Origin of the sequence: Bordetella tumulicola (assembly GCF_965138755.1) — a bacterium.
GTDB classification, from domain to species: domain Bacteria; phylum Pseudomonadota; class Gammaproteobacteria; order Burkholderiales; family Burkholderiaceae_B; genus Bordetella_A; species Bordetella_A tumulicola.
On the sequence record NZ_CBCSFP010000005.1, the window covers coordinates 278148 to 297180 of the forward strand.

Genomic DNA, 19033 nt, shown 5'->3' on the forward strand with positions numbered 1-19033 from the left:
GGGCTACCGGTATGCTGGCCGGCCGCACCCCGTTTCACATTCAGGCACTGACGCGGGACGTTTGCGGCGCATGCCGTGTGCGTCGTCGGCTGAACATAGCCAGAATGGCACCCAGGCCGATGGCGACAAGCACAATGCCAGCCGCGGTGAAGCCCAGCCATGCCAATCCATAGTGATCAATGATGGCGCCACCGACCACGGCGCCCAGACCGATACCGATGTTGGCGCCCGAAATATTGAGTGCGGCGGCGAATGCCGGGGCATTGGGCGCGGATTTCATCACGCGGACGTGGCATGCCGTAAATAACGCTGCTTGCGCGATCCCCCAGACACCTAGCGCCAGTGTCAGTAGGCCCGGCGAGTGAATGCTGGGTCCCAATGCGATCAAACCGATCGTCATCAATCCGGAGAACAACAAGGTGGCGCCCAATGCGCTGCGATCGGCGAGCCGGCCGGCGGCCAAATTGCCGATCAGTCCGATCGCGCCGAATGCCATCAGGCTCCAACCCACCCATTGACCGTTGAAACCCGCTAGACGTTCCAGCATATCGGCCAGATAGGTGTAGGCGGTGAACATGCCGGTAAAGATCAGCAGCGACAATAAGACGTGACCCACGACAACGGGATCGCGCAGGATGCGCAGTTGCGTACGTAGTTTGACGGGTTGGGCTTGCTGCGGTGGGCGAGGGAAAAGCGCCCACAACATCAATGCCTTGGCGAAGGCAACGATAGCCAGCACGCCAAAGGCGGTGCGCCATCCAAAGGCATCGGAGATCAGGACGCCAATCGGGATGCCAAAGACCGTTGCGGCGACGATGCCGAATCCCACCATTGAAATGGCGCGGCCGGCGCGCGCGGGACCCGCGAGTTCAATCGCGGTAGCGCTGGCCAGTGACCAAAACACGGGTAACGCCAGGGCAGGGACGAAACGCGCCAGCGCCATGACCCAGATGTTGGGTGCCAATGCCGCGACGGTATTGGAAAGGCCAAATAGCACTAATGTGCCGACGAATAGCCGTTTGCGGTCGACATTGCTGGCCAGCGCCGTGAGAAACGGCCCCGCGGTGGCGATCGTAAAGGCGAACAGCGTGACGAGCAGGCCTGCCTGGGAGACGGTGATATGCAGGTCACGTGCCAGCGGGGGTAGTATCCCGACGATGAGAAATTCTGTCGTCAAGATAGTGAACCCTGCAGTCGAAAGCAGCAGAATAGGTAAGAGCATGGGTATACGGTGTGCTGTGCCGATGAGGGCGGAAATGGCGGGCGACGGCAGATGTCGCGTCGATCCGGATATCAGGGGTACGCAAGTAACGGCGCGGCGTTGCACACGGCAGGCGTGCACAACGCACGAACGGCACGTTGGGGAGATTCAGGCGCTAGCGTATATTGGCCTGACGAGCGAATAAAGAGGGTTTTTTCGGCATGACTATTCGAATGAAACGAACAGTCATGCTCCAGCGAATACTGATCGTGAAAAGCGGCTGGATCAGATCGGATGGGGGGACGGGTTTAGCGCGCGTCTCTGGATAGATCTTTGGGTAATAACGGCTCGATTGCGCCCCAAAGTTCGCCGGGCGTGGTGGCGCAGGCGTCGGCGGACCAGGAGATGACGTCTTCGTCTTGTCCCAGGTAGCCATAGGCGGCAGCCACGGCGGGCATGCCGGCGGCGTGTGCGGCCTGGATATCACGCAGGTCGTCGCCGACATAGACGCAACGGTCCGTGGCGTAACCTGCTTCTTGGGCGGCATGCTGTAGCGGCAAGGGATGCGGTTTGGCGTGTTCGGTGGTGTCGCCGCAGACCAGCACCGCACTGTGGCGAGTCAGGCCCAGAAATTCGACGATAGGTAGCGTCAGATGGGTGACTTTGTTGGTGACGATTCCCCAGGCCAGGCCGCGCGCTCGGATATTGTCGAGCAGGGCATCGACACCAGGAAAGAGCCGGCTATGGACGGTCGATTCGGCGGCATAGTCTTCGAGAAACTGCAGGCGGGCAGGTTCGTAGTCGGGGTGATCGGGCAACAGGCCAAGTGCAACACGTATCAGGCCACGGGCGCCTTGCGACGCGACGGGCCGCAGGTCTTCGTAGGGCAGAGGCTCCATGCCGCGACGCGTGCGTTGTCGATTGGCGGCTGCGGCGAGGTCGGGGGCGGTATCGGCCAGGGTGCCGTCGAAGTCGAACAGAATCAGGGCGCTCATTTGCGGGTGGCCATTAGATAGTTGACCGAGGTGTCGTTGGACAAGCTGTACACCTTGGTAATCGGGTTGTATTCCATGCCTCGCATGCTGGTCGGTTGCAGGTCGGCCTGGCGGGCGGATGCCGCCAGCTCGCTGGGCTTGATGAACTGATTGTGACTATGGGTGCCGCGCGGCAGCAGGCCCAGGATGTATTCCGCGCCCAGAATGGCGAACAAAAAAGATTTGGGGTTGCGGTTTAGCGTGGAAAAGAACACCCAGCCACCGGGTTTGACCAGGGCGGCGCAGGCGCGGACTACCGAGCCGGGGTCGGGGACATGCTCAAGCATTTCCATGCAGGTGACCACGTCATACTGCCCGGGCTGCTCGTCGGCGAGATCTTCGACCGGAACGGCGCGGTAGTCGACCTTGACGCCGGATTCCAGGCCATGGAGCCGGGCAATTTTGAGCGAACGCTCGGCCAGGTCGATGCCGGTGACGGTGGCGCCCGCGGCGGCCATGCTTTCGGACAAGATGCCGCCACCGCAGCCGACGTCCAGCACGTTTTTGCCGGCCAGGCTGCCCGCGCATTCTTGAATCCAGTTCAGACGCAGGGGATTGATGGCATGCAGTGGCTTGAATTCGCTTTCGGGATCCCACCAGCGAGCGGCCAAAGCAGCGAATTTATCTAATTCGGCTTGGTCGGCGTTGACGCCGGGGCGGGTCGAAGTGGCAGCGGATTGGGTCATGGGCAACAAGCGTAGCGGCGCGCGATGACGCCGAAATGAAAAGGGGCCAGGCAGCGAACCCCCGCGACAATAACAAAGGGCCTCGCAAGCGAGGCCCTTCATTGTAGCGGTTAGCTCAGCAATTAGTTGCTGCGGCTGCCCACGATTTCAACTTCTACGCGACGGTTTTGGGCACGGCCTTCACGCGTCTTGTTCGAAGCCACGGGCTGCAATTCGCCCTTGCCTTCGGTGTAGATGCGGTTGGGGTCGATACCCTTGCCGACCAAGTAGGACTTGACCGAAGCAGCACGGCGCTCGGACAGACCTTGGTTGTAGGCTTCGGTGCCGATCGAGTCGGTGTGGCCAACGGCAATGATCGTTTCGAGGTTGATGCCCTGAGCTTGCTGGGCAACTTGATCCAACAACTGACGGCCTTCCGGCTTCAGGGTGGACTTGTCGAAATCAAAGAACGTATCAGCGTTGAATACGACCTTGGTGGCCATGGGCGCGGGCTTGGGAGCCTGAGCGACCGGTACGCCATCGCAGCCCGGGATGCCGGTAGCCGGCGTCCAGAACGCATCGCGCCAGCACAGTTCATTCGTGCCGTTCATCCACACGTCGCCAAACGGATTGCGCCAGTTGTCCACCGTTTGCGCGGAAGCAGCACCGGCAGCCGTAACGGCAGCGAAGGCGAGCGCCAGAGCGAATTTGGAGGGTTTGTTCATGTTTCTCCTCGTTGAGCTTGAAGCTGGATAAGTAGACTCGCAGCGAATCCCCGCCGCATATCAGGAAACGGGGTCAGTATAGCAACGCTCAGAAAAGGTTCAAAGAATCGCTACTGAGTCTCCTGCGTGCTGGAAGCAATGTTAAGCGATTTGGTGGGCTTTGGCTCCCCTGAAAGGGCGCATTAATGCTGGATATGAGCTTTTATTCTCTGTGGGGTGGCAGGGATGTTGGTTTTTGGCAACAGAGAGGCAGGGAGGGCAGTGCAAGACGGCAGACTGCGGGCGCGGGTTAGCGAGGTAAAGGGTCCTTGGGATTCAGATGATAGAATTTCCTGTTTACCCAGCCCGGGTTTCTCTCTTTACACGATTCAGTCGCTATATATATGGATTCCTTTGCCAAGGAGACGCTTCCGGTTTCGCTGGAAGAAGAGATGCGCCGCAGTTACCTTGATTACGCCATGAGCGTGATCGTGGGGCGTGCGCTGCCAGATGTGCGCGACGGGTTAAAGCCCGTGCACCGACGCGTGCTCTACGCGATGCATGAACTCAACAATGATTGGAACCGCGCTTATAAGAAGTCGGCTCGTATCGTTGGTGACGTAATCGGTAAATACCACCCGCACGGTGACCAGTCGGTATACGACACGATTGTGCGTATGGCGCAGGATTTTTCCATGCGCTATATGTTGGTCGACGGCCAGGGTAACTTTGGCTCGGTCGACGGCGACAGCGCCGCGGCCATGCGTTACACCGAAATCCGTCTGGCCAAGATCGCCCACGAGTTGCTTGCCGATATCGACCAGGAAACGGTCGATTTTGGCCCTAACTACGACGGCAGCGAGCAAGAGCCGCTGCTGTTGCCCTCGCGCCTGCCCAACCTGCTGGTCAACGGCAGCTCGGGCATCGCCGTGGGGATGGCGACCAATATTCCGCCGCATAACCTCCAGGAGGTGGTCGACGGCTGTCTCTATTGCCTGCGTAATCCGGAATGCACGATCGACGAGCTGATCGAGCTTATTCCTGCGCCTGATTTCCCTACCGGCGGCATTATTTACGGCATGGTCGGGGTGCGCGACGGTTACCGCACGGGCCGTGGGCGCTTGATCATGCGTGCCAAGACGCACTTCGAAGACATGGAAAAGGGCAACCGGCAGGCCATCGTGGTCGATGCCATCCCCTATCAGGTCAACAAAAAGACGTTGCAAGAGCGCATCGCCGAGCTGGTCAACGAAAAGAAAATCGAAGGCATTTCCGATATTCGCGATGAGTCCGACAAAGACGGCATGCGTCTGGTCATTGAGCTCAAGCGTGGCGAGGTGCCCGAGGTCATTCTTAATAATCTGTATAAGAACACCCAGCTGCAAGACACCTTCGGGATGAACCTGGTGGCGCTGGTCGATGGTCAGCCGCGCTTGCTGAACCTGAAACAGCTGATCAGCTATTTCCTGCAGCATCGTCGCGAAGTCGTCACGCGCCGCACGGTTTTTCAATTGCGCAAGGCGCGCGAACGCGGGCACGTGCTCGAAGGCCTGGCCGTCGCGCTCGCCAATATCGACGATTTCATTGCCATCATCAAGGCTGCGCCGACCCCGCCGGTCGCGCGCCAGGAATTGATGGCGCGTACTTGGGATTCGTCTCTGGTGCGCGAAATGTTGTCGCGTGTGGACAGCGATGAGATCGGCGGAAGTGCCGCGTTCCGTCCCGAAGACTTGCACGAGAGTTTCGGTTTGCAGGGCGACGGCCTGTATCGTCTCAGCGATACGCAGGCGCAGGAAATCCTGAATATGCGCCTGCAACGCTTGACCGGCCTCGAGCAGGACAAGATCGTTGGCGAGTACAAAGACATCATGGCCACCATTGCCGATTTGCTCGACATCCTGGCCAAGCCCGAGCGTATTACCACCATCATCAGCGATGAACTTCAGGCGATCAAAGCCGAGTTTTCGACTGGCGCCAAAGACTCGCGCCGTTCGGAGATCGAGCTCAATGCCACCGAGCTCGATACCGAAGACCTGATCACCCCCACCGATATGGTGGTGACGCTGTCGCACACGGGCTATATCAAGAGCCAGCCTTTGTCCGAGTACCGCTCGCAAAAACGCGGTGGCCGCGGCAAGCAGGCGACAGCGATGAAGGAAAACGACTGGATCGACCAACTCTTCATTGCCAACACGCACGATTACCTGTTGTGCTTCTCCGATCGTGGCCGTGTGTATTGGCTCAAGGTCTGGGAGGTTCCCCAGGGGACCCGCAACTCGCGTGGCAAGCCCATCGTCAATATGTTCCCGCTGCTCGACGGCGAAAAGATCACCGTCGTGTTGCCCGTGAAGGAATTCAGCGAGGACACTTACGTCTTTATGGCGACGTTGCGCGGCACGGTCAAGAAGACGCCGTTGTCGGATTTCTCCAATCCGCGCAAGGCCGGCATTATCGCCGTGGGCCTGGACGAGGGGGATTACCTGATCGGCGCCGACCTGACCGACGGCAAGCATGACATTATGTTGTTCTCTGATGCCGGCAAGGCCGTGCGTTTTGACGAAAACGACGTACGCCCGATGGGCCGTAATGCGCGTGGTGTGCGCGGCATGACGCTCGAGGAAGGCCAGACCGTGATTTCGCTGTTGGTCGCTGGCGACGAGTCGCAAAGCGTGCTGACCGCCACCGAAAACGGCTACGGTAAACGTACCTCTATCGTCGAGTACACCCGCCATGGTCGCGGTACCAAGGGCATGATCGCGATCCAGACCTCGTCGCGCAATGGCAAGGTCGTGGGGGCGGTGCTGGTGATGCCGTCCGACGAGATCATGCTGATCACGACGGGTGGCGTGCTGGTGCGTACCCGCGTGAGCGAGATCCGCGAGATGGGGCGTGCGACGCAGGGCGTGACGTTGATCAGCGTTGATGACGGCAGCACCTTGTCGGGTGTGCGGCGCGTGGTAGAAAGCGACGCCGATGCCGACGGCGATGAGCAAGAGGACGCCGACGCCGCCAGTGGCGATGCCGACGTGTCCGAACCGACTGAACCTACGGAGCAATAATGGCTCGTCCCTGGAACTTTTCGGCGGGGCCGTCGGCCCTGCCTGAAGTGGTGTTGCAGCAGGCCGCTGCCGAGATGCTGGATTGGAACGGCAGCGGGATGTCCGTGATGGAAATGAGCCATCGCGGCAAGCACTTTGTGCAAATTTGCGATACCGCCGAAGCCGATCTTCGCGAGCTGCTGGGCGTGCCGACGGATTACGCGGTGATGTTCATGCAGGGCGGCGGATTGGGCGAGAACGCGATTGTGCCGATGAACCTGATCGGCCGACGTGGTAACGCGGCGGCGGATTTTGTGTTGACGGGGCATTGGTCGACGCGCTCCCATAAAGAAGCCGGCCGTTACGGCGATACGCATATTGCCGCCAGCAGTGGCGTGGCCGCCGAGCTCGATGGGGCAGAGCACGCGCCCTGGACCTGGGTGCCGCCAGTCGATACCTGGAATGTCCGTTCCGAGGCGGCCTATCTTCATCTGTGCAGCAACGAAACCATTCATGGTGTCGAGTTCACGGACTGGCCGGATTTGGGTGCATTGGGTGCGCCGGATGTTCCGTTGGTGGTCGATGCTTCGTCGCATTTCCTGTCGCGCCCGATGGATGTCGGTCGTACCGGCCTGATGTTTGCCGGGGCACAGAAAAATGCGGGCCCCGCAGGCGTCACGATGGTGGTGGCTCGCCGTGATCTGATCGGGAAAGCCCTGCCGATTTGCCCCTCGGCGTTTGATTACGCCAATGTGGCGGCCGAGCACTCTCGCTATAACACCCCGCCGGCATTTGCGATTTATGTGGCGGGCCTGGTGTTCAAGTGGGTCAAGGCGCAGGGTGGGGTGGTCGGCATCGAAGCCGCCAATCGCGCCAAGGCGGACCTGTTGTACGGCTATCTGGATAGCACGTCTTTTTATCGCAACCCCGTTCACGTTTCGGCGCGTTCGCGTATGAACGTGCCGTTCGTCTTGCGCGACGAGTCGCGCAACGATGCCTTCTTGCAAGGTGCAGAGGCTGCAGGGCTGACGCAGCTCAAGGGGCACAAGAGCGTGGGGGGCATGCGTGCCTCTATTTACAACGCAATGCCTCTTGAGGGCGTGCAGGCGTTGGTTGATTACTTGAAAGAATTCGAGCGCCGTTATGGATGATTCCCTGCAGGCCAAGCTCAAGCCGTTGCGTGAGCGTATTGATGCAATCGACGAGCAGATTCTGGAGCTGTTGTCGCAGCGCGCCCGTGCCGCGCAAGACGTCGGCGAGGTCAAACACGCCGCGGCGGTGGATGGCCCGGTCCTGCGCCCGGAGCGCGAAGCCCAGGTCATTCGACGTTTGCAACAGCTCAATCGCGGGCCGTTTCCCCGTGACGCGATCGCGTCGGTCTGGACCGAAGTGATTTCTGCCTGCCGTGGACTGGAACGGGGCATGACCGTGGCTTATTTAGGGCCACGGGGGTCGTTTTCAGAACAGGCGGCGTTTGAGCATTTTGGCCATTCGGTGCAACCGCTGCCGTGCCCGTCGTTCGACGAGGTGTTTCGCGCGGTAGAGGCCGGTCAGGCAGACGTGGGGATGGTGCCGGTGGAAAACTCTACCGAAGGCGCCGTCAACCGCAATCTGGATCTGCTTTTGAGCACGCCGTTGAAAATCCTGGGTGAGCACTCGTTGGACATCCGCCACTGTCTGATGACACAGTCAGGCACGATGGAAGGGGTGACGGCGGTCGCCGCGCACCCGCAAGCCCTGGCGCAGTGCCAAGGTTGGTTGAGCCGCAATTATCCGGGGCTGGAGCGCGTCGCGGAGTCCAGCAATTCCGAGGCAGCGCGCGTGGCCGCCGAGAATCCCGCGATCGCGGCGATCGCGGGCGAAACGGCCGCGCCTGCCTGGAAGCTGCAGATTGTCGAGGCGGGTATTCAAGATGACCCGAACAACCGCACCCGTTTTTTGGCGGTCGGCGATTTCCAGCCACTGGCCAGTGGCAAGGACAAGACCAGCGTGATTTTGGCCGTGCCCAATCGGGCGGGCGCGGTCTATGACATGTTGGCGCCGATGGCAGCCAATGGCGTGTCCATGAGCCGTTTCGAGTCGCGTCCTGCGCGTACCGGTCAGTGGGAATACTATTTCTACGTGGATATGCTGGGCCATCGCGATGATCCGCAATTGGCGCGCGCGTTGGCCGACTTGCAATCCCAGGTGGCGTTCCTCAAGGTATTGGGCTCGTATCCGGCGCAGTGATGTCGCGGTGGGTTCGTGGTGAGCCCGCCGTCCTGCTGTGTTGGTTTTTCAGGTATTAATCATCGATTTTGCAGCAATTTGCTGCAGTCATTTTGCAGTCACTTTTTTGCGCACGCGTACGCCCTCATGACTACCGCTATCAAGCCGTTAACTGCCCCTGCCCACGTTAGCGCCATTGCGCCTTATCAAGCAGGTAAACCCATTGATGAACTGGCTCGCGAATTCGGACTGAATCCGGCCGACATCATCAAGCTGGCCTCTAACGAAAATCCGTTGGGCATGCCGGCGTCAGCGCGCGAGGCGCTGGTCGTGGCGGCCGATTCGCTGGGGCGCTACCCCGATCCCAACGGCTTTGATCTCAAGGCGGCGCTGGCTGATCGTTATGGCGTGCCGATGAACTGGATCACGCTCGGCAACGGGTCGAACGATATCCTGGAAATTGCGGCGTTGGCCTTGCTGGAGCCCGGCGCCTCAGCCGTATATGCGCAGCATTCCTTTGCGGTTTACCGGTTGGCGACGCAGGCGCGAGGCGCACGTCATATCCAGGTGCCTGCACGTGACTATGGCCACGATCTGGATGCCATGTTTGCGGCGATCGAAGACGACACCCGTCTGGTATTTATCGCCAATCCCAATAATCCCACCGGTACGTTCGTACCTGGGGCGGAAATCGCCGAGTTTCTCGAGCGTGTGCACCAAGCGCACGGCGACCGTGTCACGGTCGTGCTGGACGAGGCTTATAACGAGTATCTGGAACCCGAGTTGCGTTTTGATAGTGTGGCGTTGGTGCGGCAGTATCCCAACCTGATCGTGTCGCGCACGTTCTCTAAAGCCTATGGTCTGGCGGGGTTGCGCGTGGGGTTTGCCGTGGCTCAGCCGACATTGACCGATTTGCTGAATCGGGTGCGTCAGCCGTTCAACGTGAATACGCTGGCCCAGACGGCCGCGATCGCGGCGTTGGCAGATGCGGATTTTCTGGCGCGTTCCTACGCCTTGAACAAGGCGGGCAAGCAACAGTTGTGCGAGGCATTCGATCGCCTGTCGCTGCGCTATGTGCCCAGCTATGGCAACTTTGTGTTGGTGCACGTGGGAGACGCGGCACGTATTAATGTCGAGTTGCTCAAGCGTGGCGTCATCGTGCGTCCGGTCGGGGGCGATGGTTTGCCCGAGTGGCTGCGTGTTTCTATCGGGTTGCCCGAGGAAAACCAGCGGTTCATCGCCGCGTTGACGGAAGTCTTGGCGATATGACGCTGACCGCGGCAAGTGGTGTTGCGCAGGGGGCCGATGGCCCCCTGATTCCTGTCCTGGCGGTGGTCGGCGTTGGCCTGATTGGCGGCTCGGTGGCCTTGGCATTGCGCGAAGCGGGGCAGGTCGGGCGGGTGCTCGGCGTAGGCCGCAACGCACAATCATTGACCCGGGCTCAGGCCCTGGGCTTGATCGATGAGGTGGCCACGCCTGAGCAGGCGGCCGCCGAGGCGGATGTCGTGTTGCTTGCAATGCCTGTGGGGGGCGTGCGGGCCGCGTTGACGCAGATGCGTCCGCACCTGCGCCCCGAGACGTTGCTGACGGACGCGGGCAGTACCAAACTTGAGATCGTCGAGGCCGCACGAGCGGTGCTGGGCGATCGTATCGGACAGTTTGTTCCGGGCCACCCCATCGCAGGCGCGGAGCGCAGCGGTCCCGAAGCAGCCAGCGCCACCTTGTATCGTCACCGTACGGTCATATTGACGCCGTTGCCCGAAAATACCTCAGGTGGCGTCGCGCGCGTGCGCGAGCTATGGCAGGCTTGTGGCGCCCGTGTGTTCGAGATGGAGGCCCAGGCGCATGATCGCGTGCTGGGGTCTATCAGCCACATGCCCCATTTGCTGGCGGCCGCTTATATGGCCCAGGTGGCAGGCGCTGACGATGCGGCGCTGCGACTGACGCTGGCGGGGACGGGATTCCGGGATTTCACCCGCATTGCGGCGGGTTCGCCCGAGATGTGGCGTGATATTTTTCTGTCTAATCGCGATGCGCTGCGCGTCGAGCTGGGCTCAGTGCGCGCGGTGTTGGACGAGATGGAACGCGCGATGGTTCAGGGCGACGGTGAGGCGCTCGAAGCGTTGCTGTTGCGGGCCGCGCAGGCGCGCCGCAATTGGCGTAAGGAGTAGTTTTCATGGCCGGACAGCCATTTCTTGATTTGCCCCGTGCCCGGCGCGCGCGTGGTCAGCTCGCTTTGCCGGGCTCGAAAAGCATTTCCAACCGCGTACTGCTGCTGGCTGCGCTGGCGGCCGGACGTACCGATATCTCGGGTCTGCTGGACTCGGACGATACGCGGGTGATGTTGGCCGCTCTGCGGCAGTTGGGTGTCGTGGTGACCGACACCGGCCCGGGTTGCGTGACTGTGACAGGCGCGGGGCGGTTTCCGGTGAAGCAGGCCGATTTGTTTTTGGGGAATGCGGGGACGGCGTTTCGACCGTTGACGGCGGCGCTGGCCCTGATGGGCGGTCAATATCGCTTGTCGGGTGTGCCGCGCATGCACGAGCGGCCTATCGGTGACCTGATTGATGCGCTGCGCCAATGGGGGGCGGAAGTCCGCTACGCCGGGCAGCAAGGGTATCCCCCTCTGGAAATCGGTGCTGGCGAGATCCGGTCTGATGCGGCCATTAGTGTGCAAGGGTCGGTGTCCAGCCAGTTTTTGACCGCCTTGCTGATGGCAGCGCCGGTGTTGGCACAAGAAAGCGATCACCCGGTCGTCATTGAGGTGACGGGCGAGTTGATCTCCAAGCCCTATATCGAGATCACCCTGAACTTGATGGCGCGCTATGGTGTACCGGTGCGTCGCGACGGATGGCGGCGATTCACGATTGAGGCGGGCTCGGCGTATCGCAGTCCGGGCGCGATGGCGGTCGAAGGGGACGCTTCGTCCGCTTCGTATTTTCTGGCCTTGGGCGCTATTGGGGGCGGCCCGCTACGAGTGACCGGTGTGAGCGCCGATAGTATCCAGGGCGACGTGGCCTTTGCGCAAACCTTGGTCGAGATGGGGGCCCGGATCGAATACGGCCCTGACTGGATCGAGGCACGCGGGGTCCGCGTGGCGCAGGGCCAGCGGCTAAAGGCTTTTGATACGGATTTCAATTTAATTCCCGACGCGGCAATGACGGCCGCCGCGCTGGCGCTGTTTGCGGATGGCCCTTGTCGGCTGCGTAACATCGGCAGTTGGCGTGTCAAGGAAACTGATCGTATTCATGCCATGCATACCGAATTAACCAAATTGGGCGCGACGGTAGAGTCGGGCCCAGACTGGTTGCAGATCACGCCGCCGACCCAGGACGGGTGGCGTGATGCCCACATCGGCACATGGGACGATCACCGGATGGCGATGTGCTTTTCGCTGGCGGCCTTTGGGCCGGCCGCGGTGCGCATCCTGGACCCGGATTGCGTGAGCAAGACCTTTCCGGACTATTTTGACGTCTATGCCGGGCTGGTGTCCGGTACGGATACGGATTGATATGACGACCCATGCTGTCATGCCCCCTGAAAGCACTAAGACGCCAGTGCCTGTGATTGCGATTGACGGCCCCACTGCCTCCGGCAAGGGAACGATCGCGCATCGTGTTGCCGCCGCGCTGGGTTGGGCCACACTGGATAGTGGCGCGTTGTATCGCCTGACCGCTTTGGCGGCGCTGGATCGCAGTTTGTCCGCCGACGACGAAGCCGGTGTCGCGGAGGTGGCGCGCGCGTTGGACGTTCGTTTTTACGGCGGCCGGATTTTCCTCGAGAACAACGAGGTCAGCGACGCGATTCGCCAGGAGCAGGTCGGCAATTTTGCGTCGCGCATTGCCGCCTATCCCGCGGTACGGCAAGCGCTGCTTGAGCGTCAACGGGTATTTCGCGTGCCGCCTGGGCTCGTGGCCGATGGCCGGGACATGGGTACGGTGGTGTTCCCGGACGCCGCGCTCAAGGTATTTTTGGTGGCCGACGTTCAGGCACGGGCAGAAAGACGTTGTAAGCAGTTGATCGAAAAGGGAATTTCTGCTAATCTTGACGACCTTCTGCGCGATATGCGCGAACGCGACGCTCGTGATACGCAGCGTAGCGTGGCGCCTCTCGTGGCGGCCACCGATGCCCACGTGCTGGATTCGTCTTCGTTGACGATCGAGCAAACGGTGCAAGCGGTGCTCGATTTTTGGAAGGGTACCTGACAGTTTTCCGTCCCTGGTGGCGGTTCGTGGTTTACGGGCATGTGCCCGGGGCTATCGGATCCCGCCGGGTTCATTCACTCCACTGTCGCGGGCAATCCGCTTCGGTGTGTTTTTAATGGCCATTTTGGCCCAATGGATTTCAACCCCATGTCTTCCGTTTCCACCCCCGCCACCGGCAGCGAAAGCTTCGCCGACCTCTTTGCAGAAAGCCTCAAGAGCCAGGACATGAAGTCTGGCGAAGTCATCAGCGCCGAAGTCGTTCGCGTTGATCATAACTTCGTCGTCGTCAATGCCGGCCTGAAGTCCGAAGCCCTGATCCCGCTCGAAGAATTCCTGAACGACCAGGGTGAGCTCGAGGTACAACCTGGCGATTTCGTCTCGGTGGCCATCGATTCCCTGGAAAACGGCTACGGCGACACCATCCTGTCGCGTGACCGCGCCAAGCGCCTGTCGGCCTGGCTGCAACTGGAACAAGCCCTCGAAAACGGCGAATTGGTTACCGGCACCATCACCGGCAAGGTCAAGGGCGGCCTGACCGTCATGACCAACGGCATCCGTGCATTCTTGCCGGGTTCGCTGGTCGACCTGCGTCCCGTCAAGGACACGACCCCGTACGAAGGCAAGACCCTCGAATTCAAAGTCATCAAGCTCGATCGCAAGCGTAACAACGTCGTGTTGTCGCGCCGCCAAGTGCTGGAAGCCAGCATGGGCGAAGAGCGCCAAAAACTGCTCGAAACCCTGCACGAAGGCGCAGTGGTCAAGGGCGTGGTCAAGAACATCACCGACTACGGTGCGTTCGTCGACCTGGGCGGTATCGACGGCCTGCTGCATATCACCGATATGGCATGGCGCCGCGTGCGTCACCCCTCCGAAGTCCTGCAAGTGGGTCAGGAAGTCGAAGCCAAGGTCCTCAAGTTCGATCAGGAAAAGAGCCGCGTCTCGCTGGGCGTCAAGCAATTGGGCGAAGACCCGTGGGTGGGCCTGGCCCGTCGTTACCCGCAAGGCACCCGCCTGTTCGGCAAGGTGACCAACCTGACCGACTACGGTTCGTTCGTCGAAGTCGAAGCCGGCATCGAAGGTCTGGTGCACGTCTCCGAAATGGACTGGACCAACAAGAACGTCGATCCGCGCAAGGTCGTGACCCTGGGCGAAGAAGTCGAAGTCATGGTTCTCGAGATCGACGAAGATCGTCGCCGTATCTCGTTGGGCATGAAGCAATGCCGTCAAAACCCCTGGGAAGAGTTCGCCACCAACTTCAAGCGTGGTGACAAGGTCCGTGGCGCCATCAAGTCGATCACCGACTTTGGCGTGTTCGTTGGCCTGCCTGGCGGTATCGATGGCCTGGTGCATTTGTCCGACCTGTCGTGGGCCGAGACCGGTGAAGACGCCGTTCGCAACTTCAAGAAGGGCGACGAAATCGAAGCCGTGGTTCTGGGCATCGATACCGACAAGGAACGCATCTCGCTGGGTATCAAGCAGCTCGAAGGCGATCCTTTCAACAACTTCGTTGGTACCTACGACAAGGGCGCAGTCGTGCCGGGCGTGGTCAAGTCAGTCGAGCCCAAGGGCGCCGTGGTGACGTTGTCGGTTGACGTCGAAGGCTACCTGCGTGCTTCCGAAATCTCGGTTGGCCGTGTCGAGGACGCGACCACCGTGCTCAAAGAGGGCCAAAACGTCGAAGCCATGATCGTCAACGTCGACCGCAAGACGCGTTCGATTCAACTGTCGATCAAGGCCCGTGACAACGCCGAAACCGCAGATACGCTGCACCGTATGTCCGAGGCCAGCGCTTCTACGGGTACGACCAACCTGGGCGCGTTGCTCAAGGCCAAGCTGGACCAACAGCGTAACGACGGCTAATAGTGACCAAGTCGGAGCTGATCGCCGCTCTGGCAGCCCGCTACCCTCAGCTGGCTGCCCGCGACACGGATTACGCGGTCAAGACCATGCTTGACGCGATGGCCCAGGCGTTAGCCTCGGGCCAGCGCATCGAGATTCGGGGTTTTGGCAGTTTTTCCTTGTCGCAGCGCTCACCCCGCATCGGACGCAACCCCAAGTCCGGTGAGCAGGTGCTGGTGCCTGGTAAACAGGTACCGCACTTCAAAGCCGGCAAGGAGTTGCGCGAGCGGGTTGATCTGGTGGCTGATATGGCAGACACACCGTCGTCCGATGATGTGTCGGACGACTCCATGCCGGCGGTAGTCGGCATGCATGTCATGTAGTTTTTGTCAGGTGCGTCGCCATTTGGCGCCAGGCTGTCCCGATAGATAGACCGAGCCCCTTGAATGTCTCTGGATGTTCAAGGGGCTTTGGCATTCATGAGGGGGTCATCGAAGTGCGTCGGGGAGATGCACGTATTCGGCCCGCTTCCGCTTACAATTGAACGTCTCGAATATTCTGGAGCATGCGCCATGCGTTACCTAATCTGGGCTTTGCGATTGCTCGTCTTTATTGCTGTGTTGATGTTCGCTCTCAAGAACACCGGCCCTGTTGCGGTCAATTTCTATGCCGATTACGTCGTGCAAGAGGTTCCGCTGATTGTGGTGATGTTGGTGACGTTTGTGGTGGGTACGGTGTTCGGTTTGTTGTTGACCGTGCCGGCAGCCATGCGTCGTCGCCGCGAGGCGGTGCGCCTGCGCCGCGAGCTCGATCGCTTGCAGGCGGCGGCCAATGGCACGACGCCTGAAATCGCGCCCGAGGCCATTGCCCCCATGTCGCCGCTCTAAGCCGCGTCCTTTCTCTTTACTGCTATAGAGCCTGTCGCGTGGACTTTGAACCTTGGTGGTTGATTTTTGTACCCGTGCTGTTTGCACTGGGTTGGCTGGCGGCACGTTTCGATTTTCGGCAGATGCTGCGCGAAACGCGAACCTTGCCTGATTCTTATTTTCGCGGGCTGAATTTCCTGCTTAACGAAGAGCCCGACCGTGCGATCGATGCATTCGTCGAGGTGGCCAAGCTCGATCCCGAAACGACCGAGTTGCACTTTGCGCTGGGTAGCCTGTTTCGCCGTCGTGGCGAGATGGAGCGCGCTATCCGCGTACATCAGAGCCTGCTGAACCGTTCCGATTTGCCCGACGCAGAGCGCGAGCACGCCCAGCACGAACTGGCGCACGATTTTCTCAAGGCGGGTATGCTCGATCGCGCCGAAGCGGCATTTGAGCAACTGAAGGACACCCGCCATGCGCTACCTGCGTTGCGCTCGCTCATTCGCATTTACGAGTCCGAGCACGATTGGCCGCGCGCTATCGAGGCCGTCAAGACGTTGCAGGGCCTGGTTGATGAGCCCGTGCCACAGATCGTTCACTACTACTGCGAGCAGGCGCAAACGGCCTTGGTGGCCAAGCCCTTTGACGCGGATGCCGCCCATACCGCGCTGGATGCCGCGGATCACGCCGCCAAACAAGTCGGCCAGCGTGACGGCCTGGGCAAGGCGGCGAGGGTTCGCACGGCCATGCTGCGTGCCCGATTGGCTCAACTCGAAGGCGATCCCAAGCGTGAGCGTATGTACCTGGAGTCCATCCTGGCCGACGCGCCCGAGTTCGCGGGACAGGTTGCCGAGCAATTACTGGCGAATTACCGCGGCGCCGGGCAGGTGGCAGAGGGCCTGGATCTGCTGCAAAGGCAATACGCCCGCTATGCATCGCTTGATCTTTTCAATGTGGTGTTTCGTGAATTACGTGTCCAGCAGGGCGCGGCGCTCGCCTGGGCGTTTGCGCGCGGAGCCTTGCGCCACCATCCTTCATTGCTCGGGCTGGATCGCCTGCTCGAAGCCGAGTTGAGCAGCACCGATGGCACACAGCAAGAGCAAGAGCGGGGCCCCGTGCGCGGTGCCGACCTGAGCTTGTTGCGCAGTCTGATTCACAAGCATACGCAGCGGCTGGATCGCTATGCCTGCCGCAGTTGCGGCTTTCAGGCGCGGCGTTATTATTGGCAATGTCCGGGATGCAATGGTTGGGAAACCTACGCCCCGCGGCGCCTGGAAGAACTCGAATGAACGCATACCCCACTGAGGCGATAGCGCGCAGCCGTGTGCTGGTTGTGGGCGACATCATGCTCGACCGTTACTGGTTTGGCGAAGTTGAGCGCATCTCTCCCGAGGCCCCTGTTCCCGTTGTGCGAGTCGCACGGCGCGAGGATCGCCTGGGCGGCGCCGCGAACGTTGCGCGCAACGTGGTGGCGCTGGGTGGGCAGTCCACGTTGATCGGGATCGTGGGCGCAGACGAGGCCGGTCAAAGCATTGCGCGCCTGGCGACGCAGGGCGGCGTGCATGCCGATATGGCCATCGATGCAGAGAACCCTACGACGCTCAAAATGCGTGTCCTGGGGCGTCAGCAGCAGTTGCTGCGTGTCGATTTCGAGCAACCCCCTGCGAGTGTGGCGCTGGACGATCTGGACGCGCGGGTGGCTCGCCATTTGGCACAGCATGACGTGATGGTGGTGTCTGACTACGCCAAGGGTGCACTGGATCGCGTCGAGGCCTTGATCGCATTGGCCCGCGGGGCGGGCGTGCCCGTGCTGGTCGATCCCAAGGGGGACAACTACACACGTTATCGGGGAGCGACGCTGATGACGCCCAATCGATCCGAGATGCAGCAGGCCGTGGGCCGCTGGAACTCCGAATCCGAGTTGACCGAGCGCGCTCAGCGACTGCGTGCCGATCTTGATATCGAAGCCTTGCTGGTGACGCGGTCCGAGCAGGGCATGACACTTTTCACCGAAGCGGGGCGCGAACACGTGGACGCACAGGCGCACGAGGTTTTTGATGTGTCGGGTGCCGGCGATACCGTGCTGGCCACATTGGCCGCGATGCGCGCCATCGGATTGCCCTGGGTGCAAGCCATGGCGTGGGCCAACCGTGCGGGCGGTATCGTCGTGGGCAAACTGGGCACCTCGACCGTGACCGCCGAGGAACTTGCAGGAGACTCGCTATGATCGTCGTTACAGGTGCCGCAGGTTTTATCGGCAGCAATTTGGTCCGGGGTCTGAATCGACGGGGTGTCCGGGACATCATCGCCGTTGATGATCTGACCGAGGGCGACAAATTCCTCAATCTGGTCGACTGCCAGATCGCTGATTACCTCGATAAAGACGAATTTCGTCGCCGCGTATCGACGGGTTCGCTGCCGCCGCTACGTGCTGTCCTGCACCAGGGGGCGTGTTCGGACACCACCGAGCGCAATGGCCGCTATATGTTGGACAACAACTACCGGGTCACGCTGGAGTTGTTCGAATATTGCCAGGCGCAGCGTGTCCCGTTTCTGTATGCCTCGTCGGCGGCGGTCTATGGGGGGGCGTCGGTTTATGTCGAAGATCCGGCCAACGAGCGGCCGCTGAACGTCTACGGTTATTCCAAGCTGTTGTTCGATCAGGTGCTGCGCACCCGGATGGATGCATTGACCGCTCAAGTGGTGGGGCTGCGCTATTTCAACGTCTATGGCCCGCACGAGCAACACAAGGGTCGTATGGCGTCGGTGGCCTTTCACAATATGAACCAGTTTCTGGCCGAGGGTCATGTGCGCTTGTTCGCCGGCTGGGATGGTTACGCCGATGGGGGACAAAGCCGCGATTTCATTTCGGTCGAAGACGTCGTGGCTGTCAATCTGCATTTTCTGGACCACCCGGAATCCTCGGGGATCTTCAATTGCGGAACGGGACGTGCCCAACCGTTTAACGACGTGGCGATGGCGGTGGTCAATACCCTGCGCGAAGAGCGCGGAGAAACGGCGTTGCCGCTGGAAAAATTGGTCGAACAGGGCTTGCTGCGCTATATCCCGTTCCCCGACGACCTGAAAGGCCGTTACCAAAGCTACACGCAGGCTGATACGACGCAATTGCGTGCCGCTGGTTTTATGGCGCCCATGCGGGACGTCCAGACCGGTGTTTCCGAGTACGTGAAATACTGGCGCGCACGTCAGGCCTGAACGGGGGGGGCAAGGGCCTTGCGGGCAGGGCGCTTTACGTACCGAATCAGCGATTTG

Annotated in this window: 17 protein-coding genes; 13 read left to right on the forward strand and 4 right to left on the reverse strand. The window is 60.7% G+C overall.

Annotation, left to right across the window (positions count from 1 at the left end; genetic code table 11):
- Positions 1-40: 40 nt before the first annotated feature.
- The 4 genes from ACNAZS_RS15490 to ompA form a co-directional block, all read right to left on the reverse strand.
- A complete protein-coding gene (locus ACNAZS_RS15490; protein WP_415790829.1) occupies positions 41-1222 on the reverse strand; it encodes an MFS transporter in 1182 nt (393 codons plus the stop codon).
- A 287-nt stretch (positions 1223-1509) separates the two neighbouring features.
- Positions 1510-2196, reverse strand: a complete 687-nt coding sequence (locus tag ACNAZS_RS15495) for an HAD-IA family hydrolase (protein ID WP_415790831.1) — start codon at positions 2194-2196, stop codon at positions 1510-1512.
- Positions 2193-2921: a bifunctional 2-polyprenyl-6-hydroxyphenol methylase/3-demethylubiquinol 3-O-methyltransferase UbiG gene (gene ubiG / locus ACNAZS_RS15500; RefSeq protein WP_415790833.1), complete on the reverse strand. Its 729-nt coding sequence runs from the start codon at positions 2919-2921 to the stop codon at positions 2193-2195. Before ubiG ends, ACNAZS_RS15495 begins: the two co-directional genes overlap by 4 nt.
- Positions 2922-3043: 122 nt before the next feature.
- On the reverse strand, positions 3044-3625 hold the full coding sequence (ompA, locus tag ACNAZS_RS15505; RefSeq protein WP_415790835.1) for an outer membrane protein OmpA: 582 nt from the start codon (positions 3623-3625) through the stop codon (positions 3044-3046).
- A 383-nt stretch (positions 3626-4008) separates the two neighbouring features.
- Here ompA and gyrA point away from each other — a divergent pair, with 383 nt between their 5' ends.
- From gyrA to rfaD, 13 genes are all read left to right on the forward strand, one after another.
- Positions 4009-6663 (forward strand): DNA gyrase subunit A, encoded by a 2655-nt coding sequence (gene gyrA / locus ACNAZS_RS15510; RefSeq protein WP_415790837.1) that lies wholly within the window; start codon positions 4009-4011, stop codon positions 6661-6663.
- Positions 6663-7793, forward strand: a complete 1131-nt coding sequence (gene serC / locus ACNAZS_RS15515) for a 3-phosphoserine/phosphohydroxythreonine transaminase (RefSeq protein WP_415790839.1) — start codon at positions 6663-6665, stop codon at positions 7791-7793. Before gyrA ends, serC begins: the two co-directional genes overlap by 1 nt.
- On the forward strand, positions 7786-8871 hold the full coding sequence (gene pheA, locus ACNAZS_RS15520) for a prephenate dehydratase (protein WP_415790841.1): 1086 nt from the start codon (positions 7786-7788) through the stop codon (positions 8869-8871). The genes serC and pheA overlap by 8 nt, the downstream gene beginning before the upstream one ends.
- Positions 8872-8997: 126 nt before the next feature.
- Positions 8998-10119 carry a histidinol-phosphate transaminase gene (hisC, locus tag ACNAZS_RS15525; RefSeq protein WP_415790843.1) on the forward strand — a complete coding sequence of 374 codons (1122 nt, stop codon included), beginning with the start codon at positions 8998-9000 and terminating at the stop codon, positions 10117-10119.
- On the forward strand, positions 10116-11021 hold the full coding sequence (locus ACNAZS_RS15530) for a prephenate dehydrogenase (RefSeq protein WP_415790845.1): 906 nt from the start codon (positions 10116-10118) through the stop codon (positions 11019-11021). Before hisC ends, ACNAZS_RS15530 begins: the two co-directional genes overlap by 4 nt.
- Positions 11022-11026: 5 nt before the next feature.
- On the forward strand, positions 11027-12361 hold the full coding sequence (gene aroA / locus ACNAZS_RS15535; RefSeq protein ID WP_415790847.1) for a 3-phosphoshikimate 1-carboxyvinyltransferase: 1335 nt from the start codon (positions 11027-11029) through the stop codon (positions 12359-12361).
- Between the two features lies 1 nt (position 12362).
- Positions 12363-13055, forward strand: coding sequence for a (d)CMP kinase (gene cmk, locus ACNAZS_RS15540; RefSeq protein ID WP_415790849.1), 693 nt, complete (start codon positions 12363-12365; stop codon positions 13053-13055).
- 147 nt (positions 13056-13202) lie between these two features.
- Positions 13203-14915, forward strand: coding sequence for a 30S ribosomal protein S1 (gene rpsA, locus ACNAZS_RS15545; RefSeq protein ID WP_415790851.1), 1713 nt, complete (start codon positions 13203-13205; stop codon positions 14913-14915).
- Positions 14916-14917: 2 nt separating this feature from the next.
- Complete coding sequence (locus ACNAZS_RS15550; RefSeq protein ID WP_415790853.1) at positions 14918-15277, forward strand: integration host factor subunit beta; 360 nt, start codon at positions 14918-14920, stop codon at positions 15275-15277.
- Positions 15278-15466: 189 nt separating this feature from the next.
- Positions 15467-15781: a LapA family protein gene (locus ACNAZS_RS15555; RefSeq protein ID WP_415790855.1), complete on the forward strand. Its 315-nt coding sequence runs from the start codon at positions 15467-15469 to the stop codon at positions 15779-15781.
- A gap of 38 nt (positions 15782-15819) precedes the next feature.
- Positions 15820-17049: a lipopolysaccharide assembly protein LapB gene (gene lapB, locus ACNAZS_RS15560; protein WP_415790857.1), complete on the forward strand. Its 1230-nt coding sequence runs from the start codon at positions 15820-15822 to the stop codon at positions 17047-17049.
- On the forward strand, positions 17046-17987 hold the full coding sequence (rfaE1, locus tag ACNAZS_RS15565; protein ID WP_415790859.1) for a D-glycero-beta-D-manno-heptose-7-phosphate kinase: 942 nt from the start codon (positions 17046-17048) through the stop codon (positions 17985-17987). Before lapB ends, rfaE1 begins: the two co-directional genes overlap by 4 nt.
- Positions 17984-18976 carry an ADP-glyceromanno-heptose 6-epimerase gene (gene rfaD / locus ACNAZS_RS15570; protein WP_415790861.1) on the forward strand — a complete coding sequence of 331 codons (993 nt, stop codon included), beginning with the start codon at positions 17984-17986 and terminating at the stop codon, positions 18974-18976. Before rfaE1 ends, rfaD begins: the two co-directional genes overlap by 4 nt.
- Positions 18977-19033: the final 57 nt, after the last annotated feature.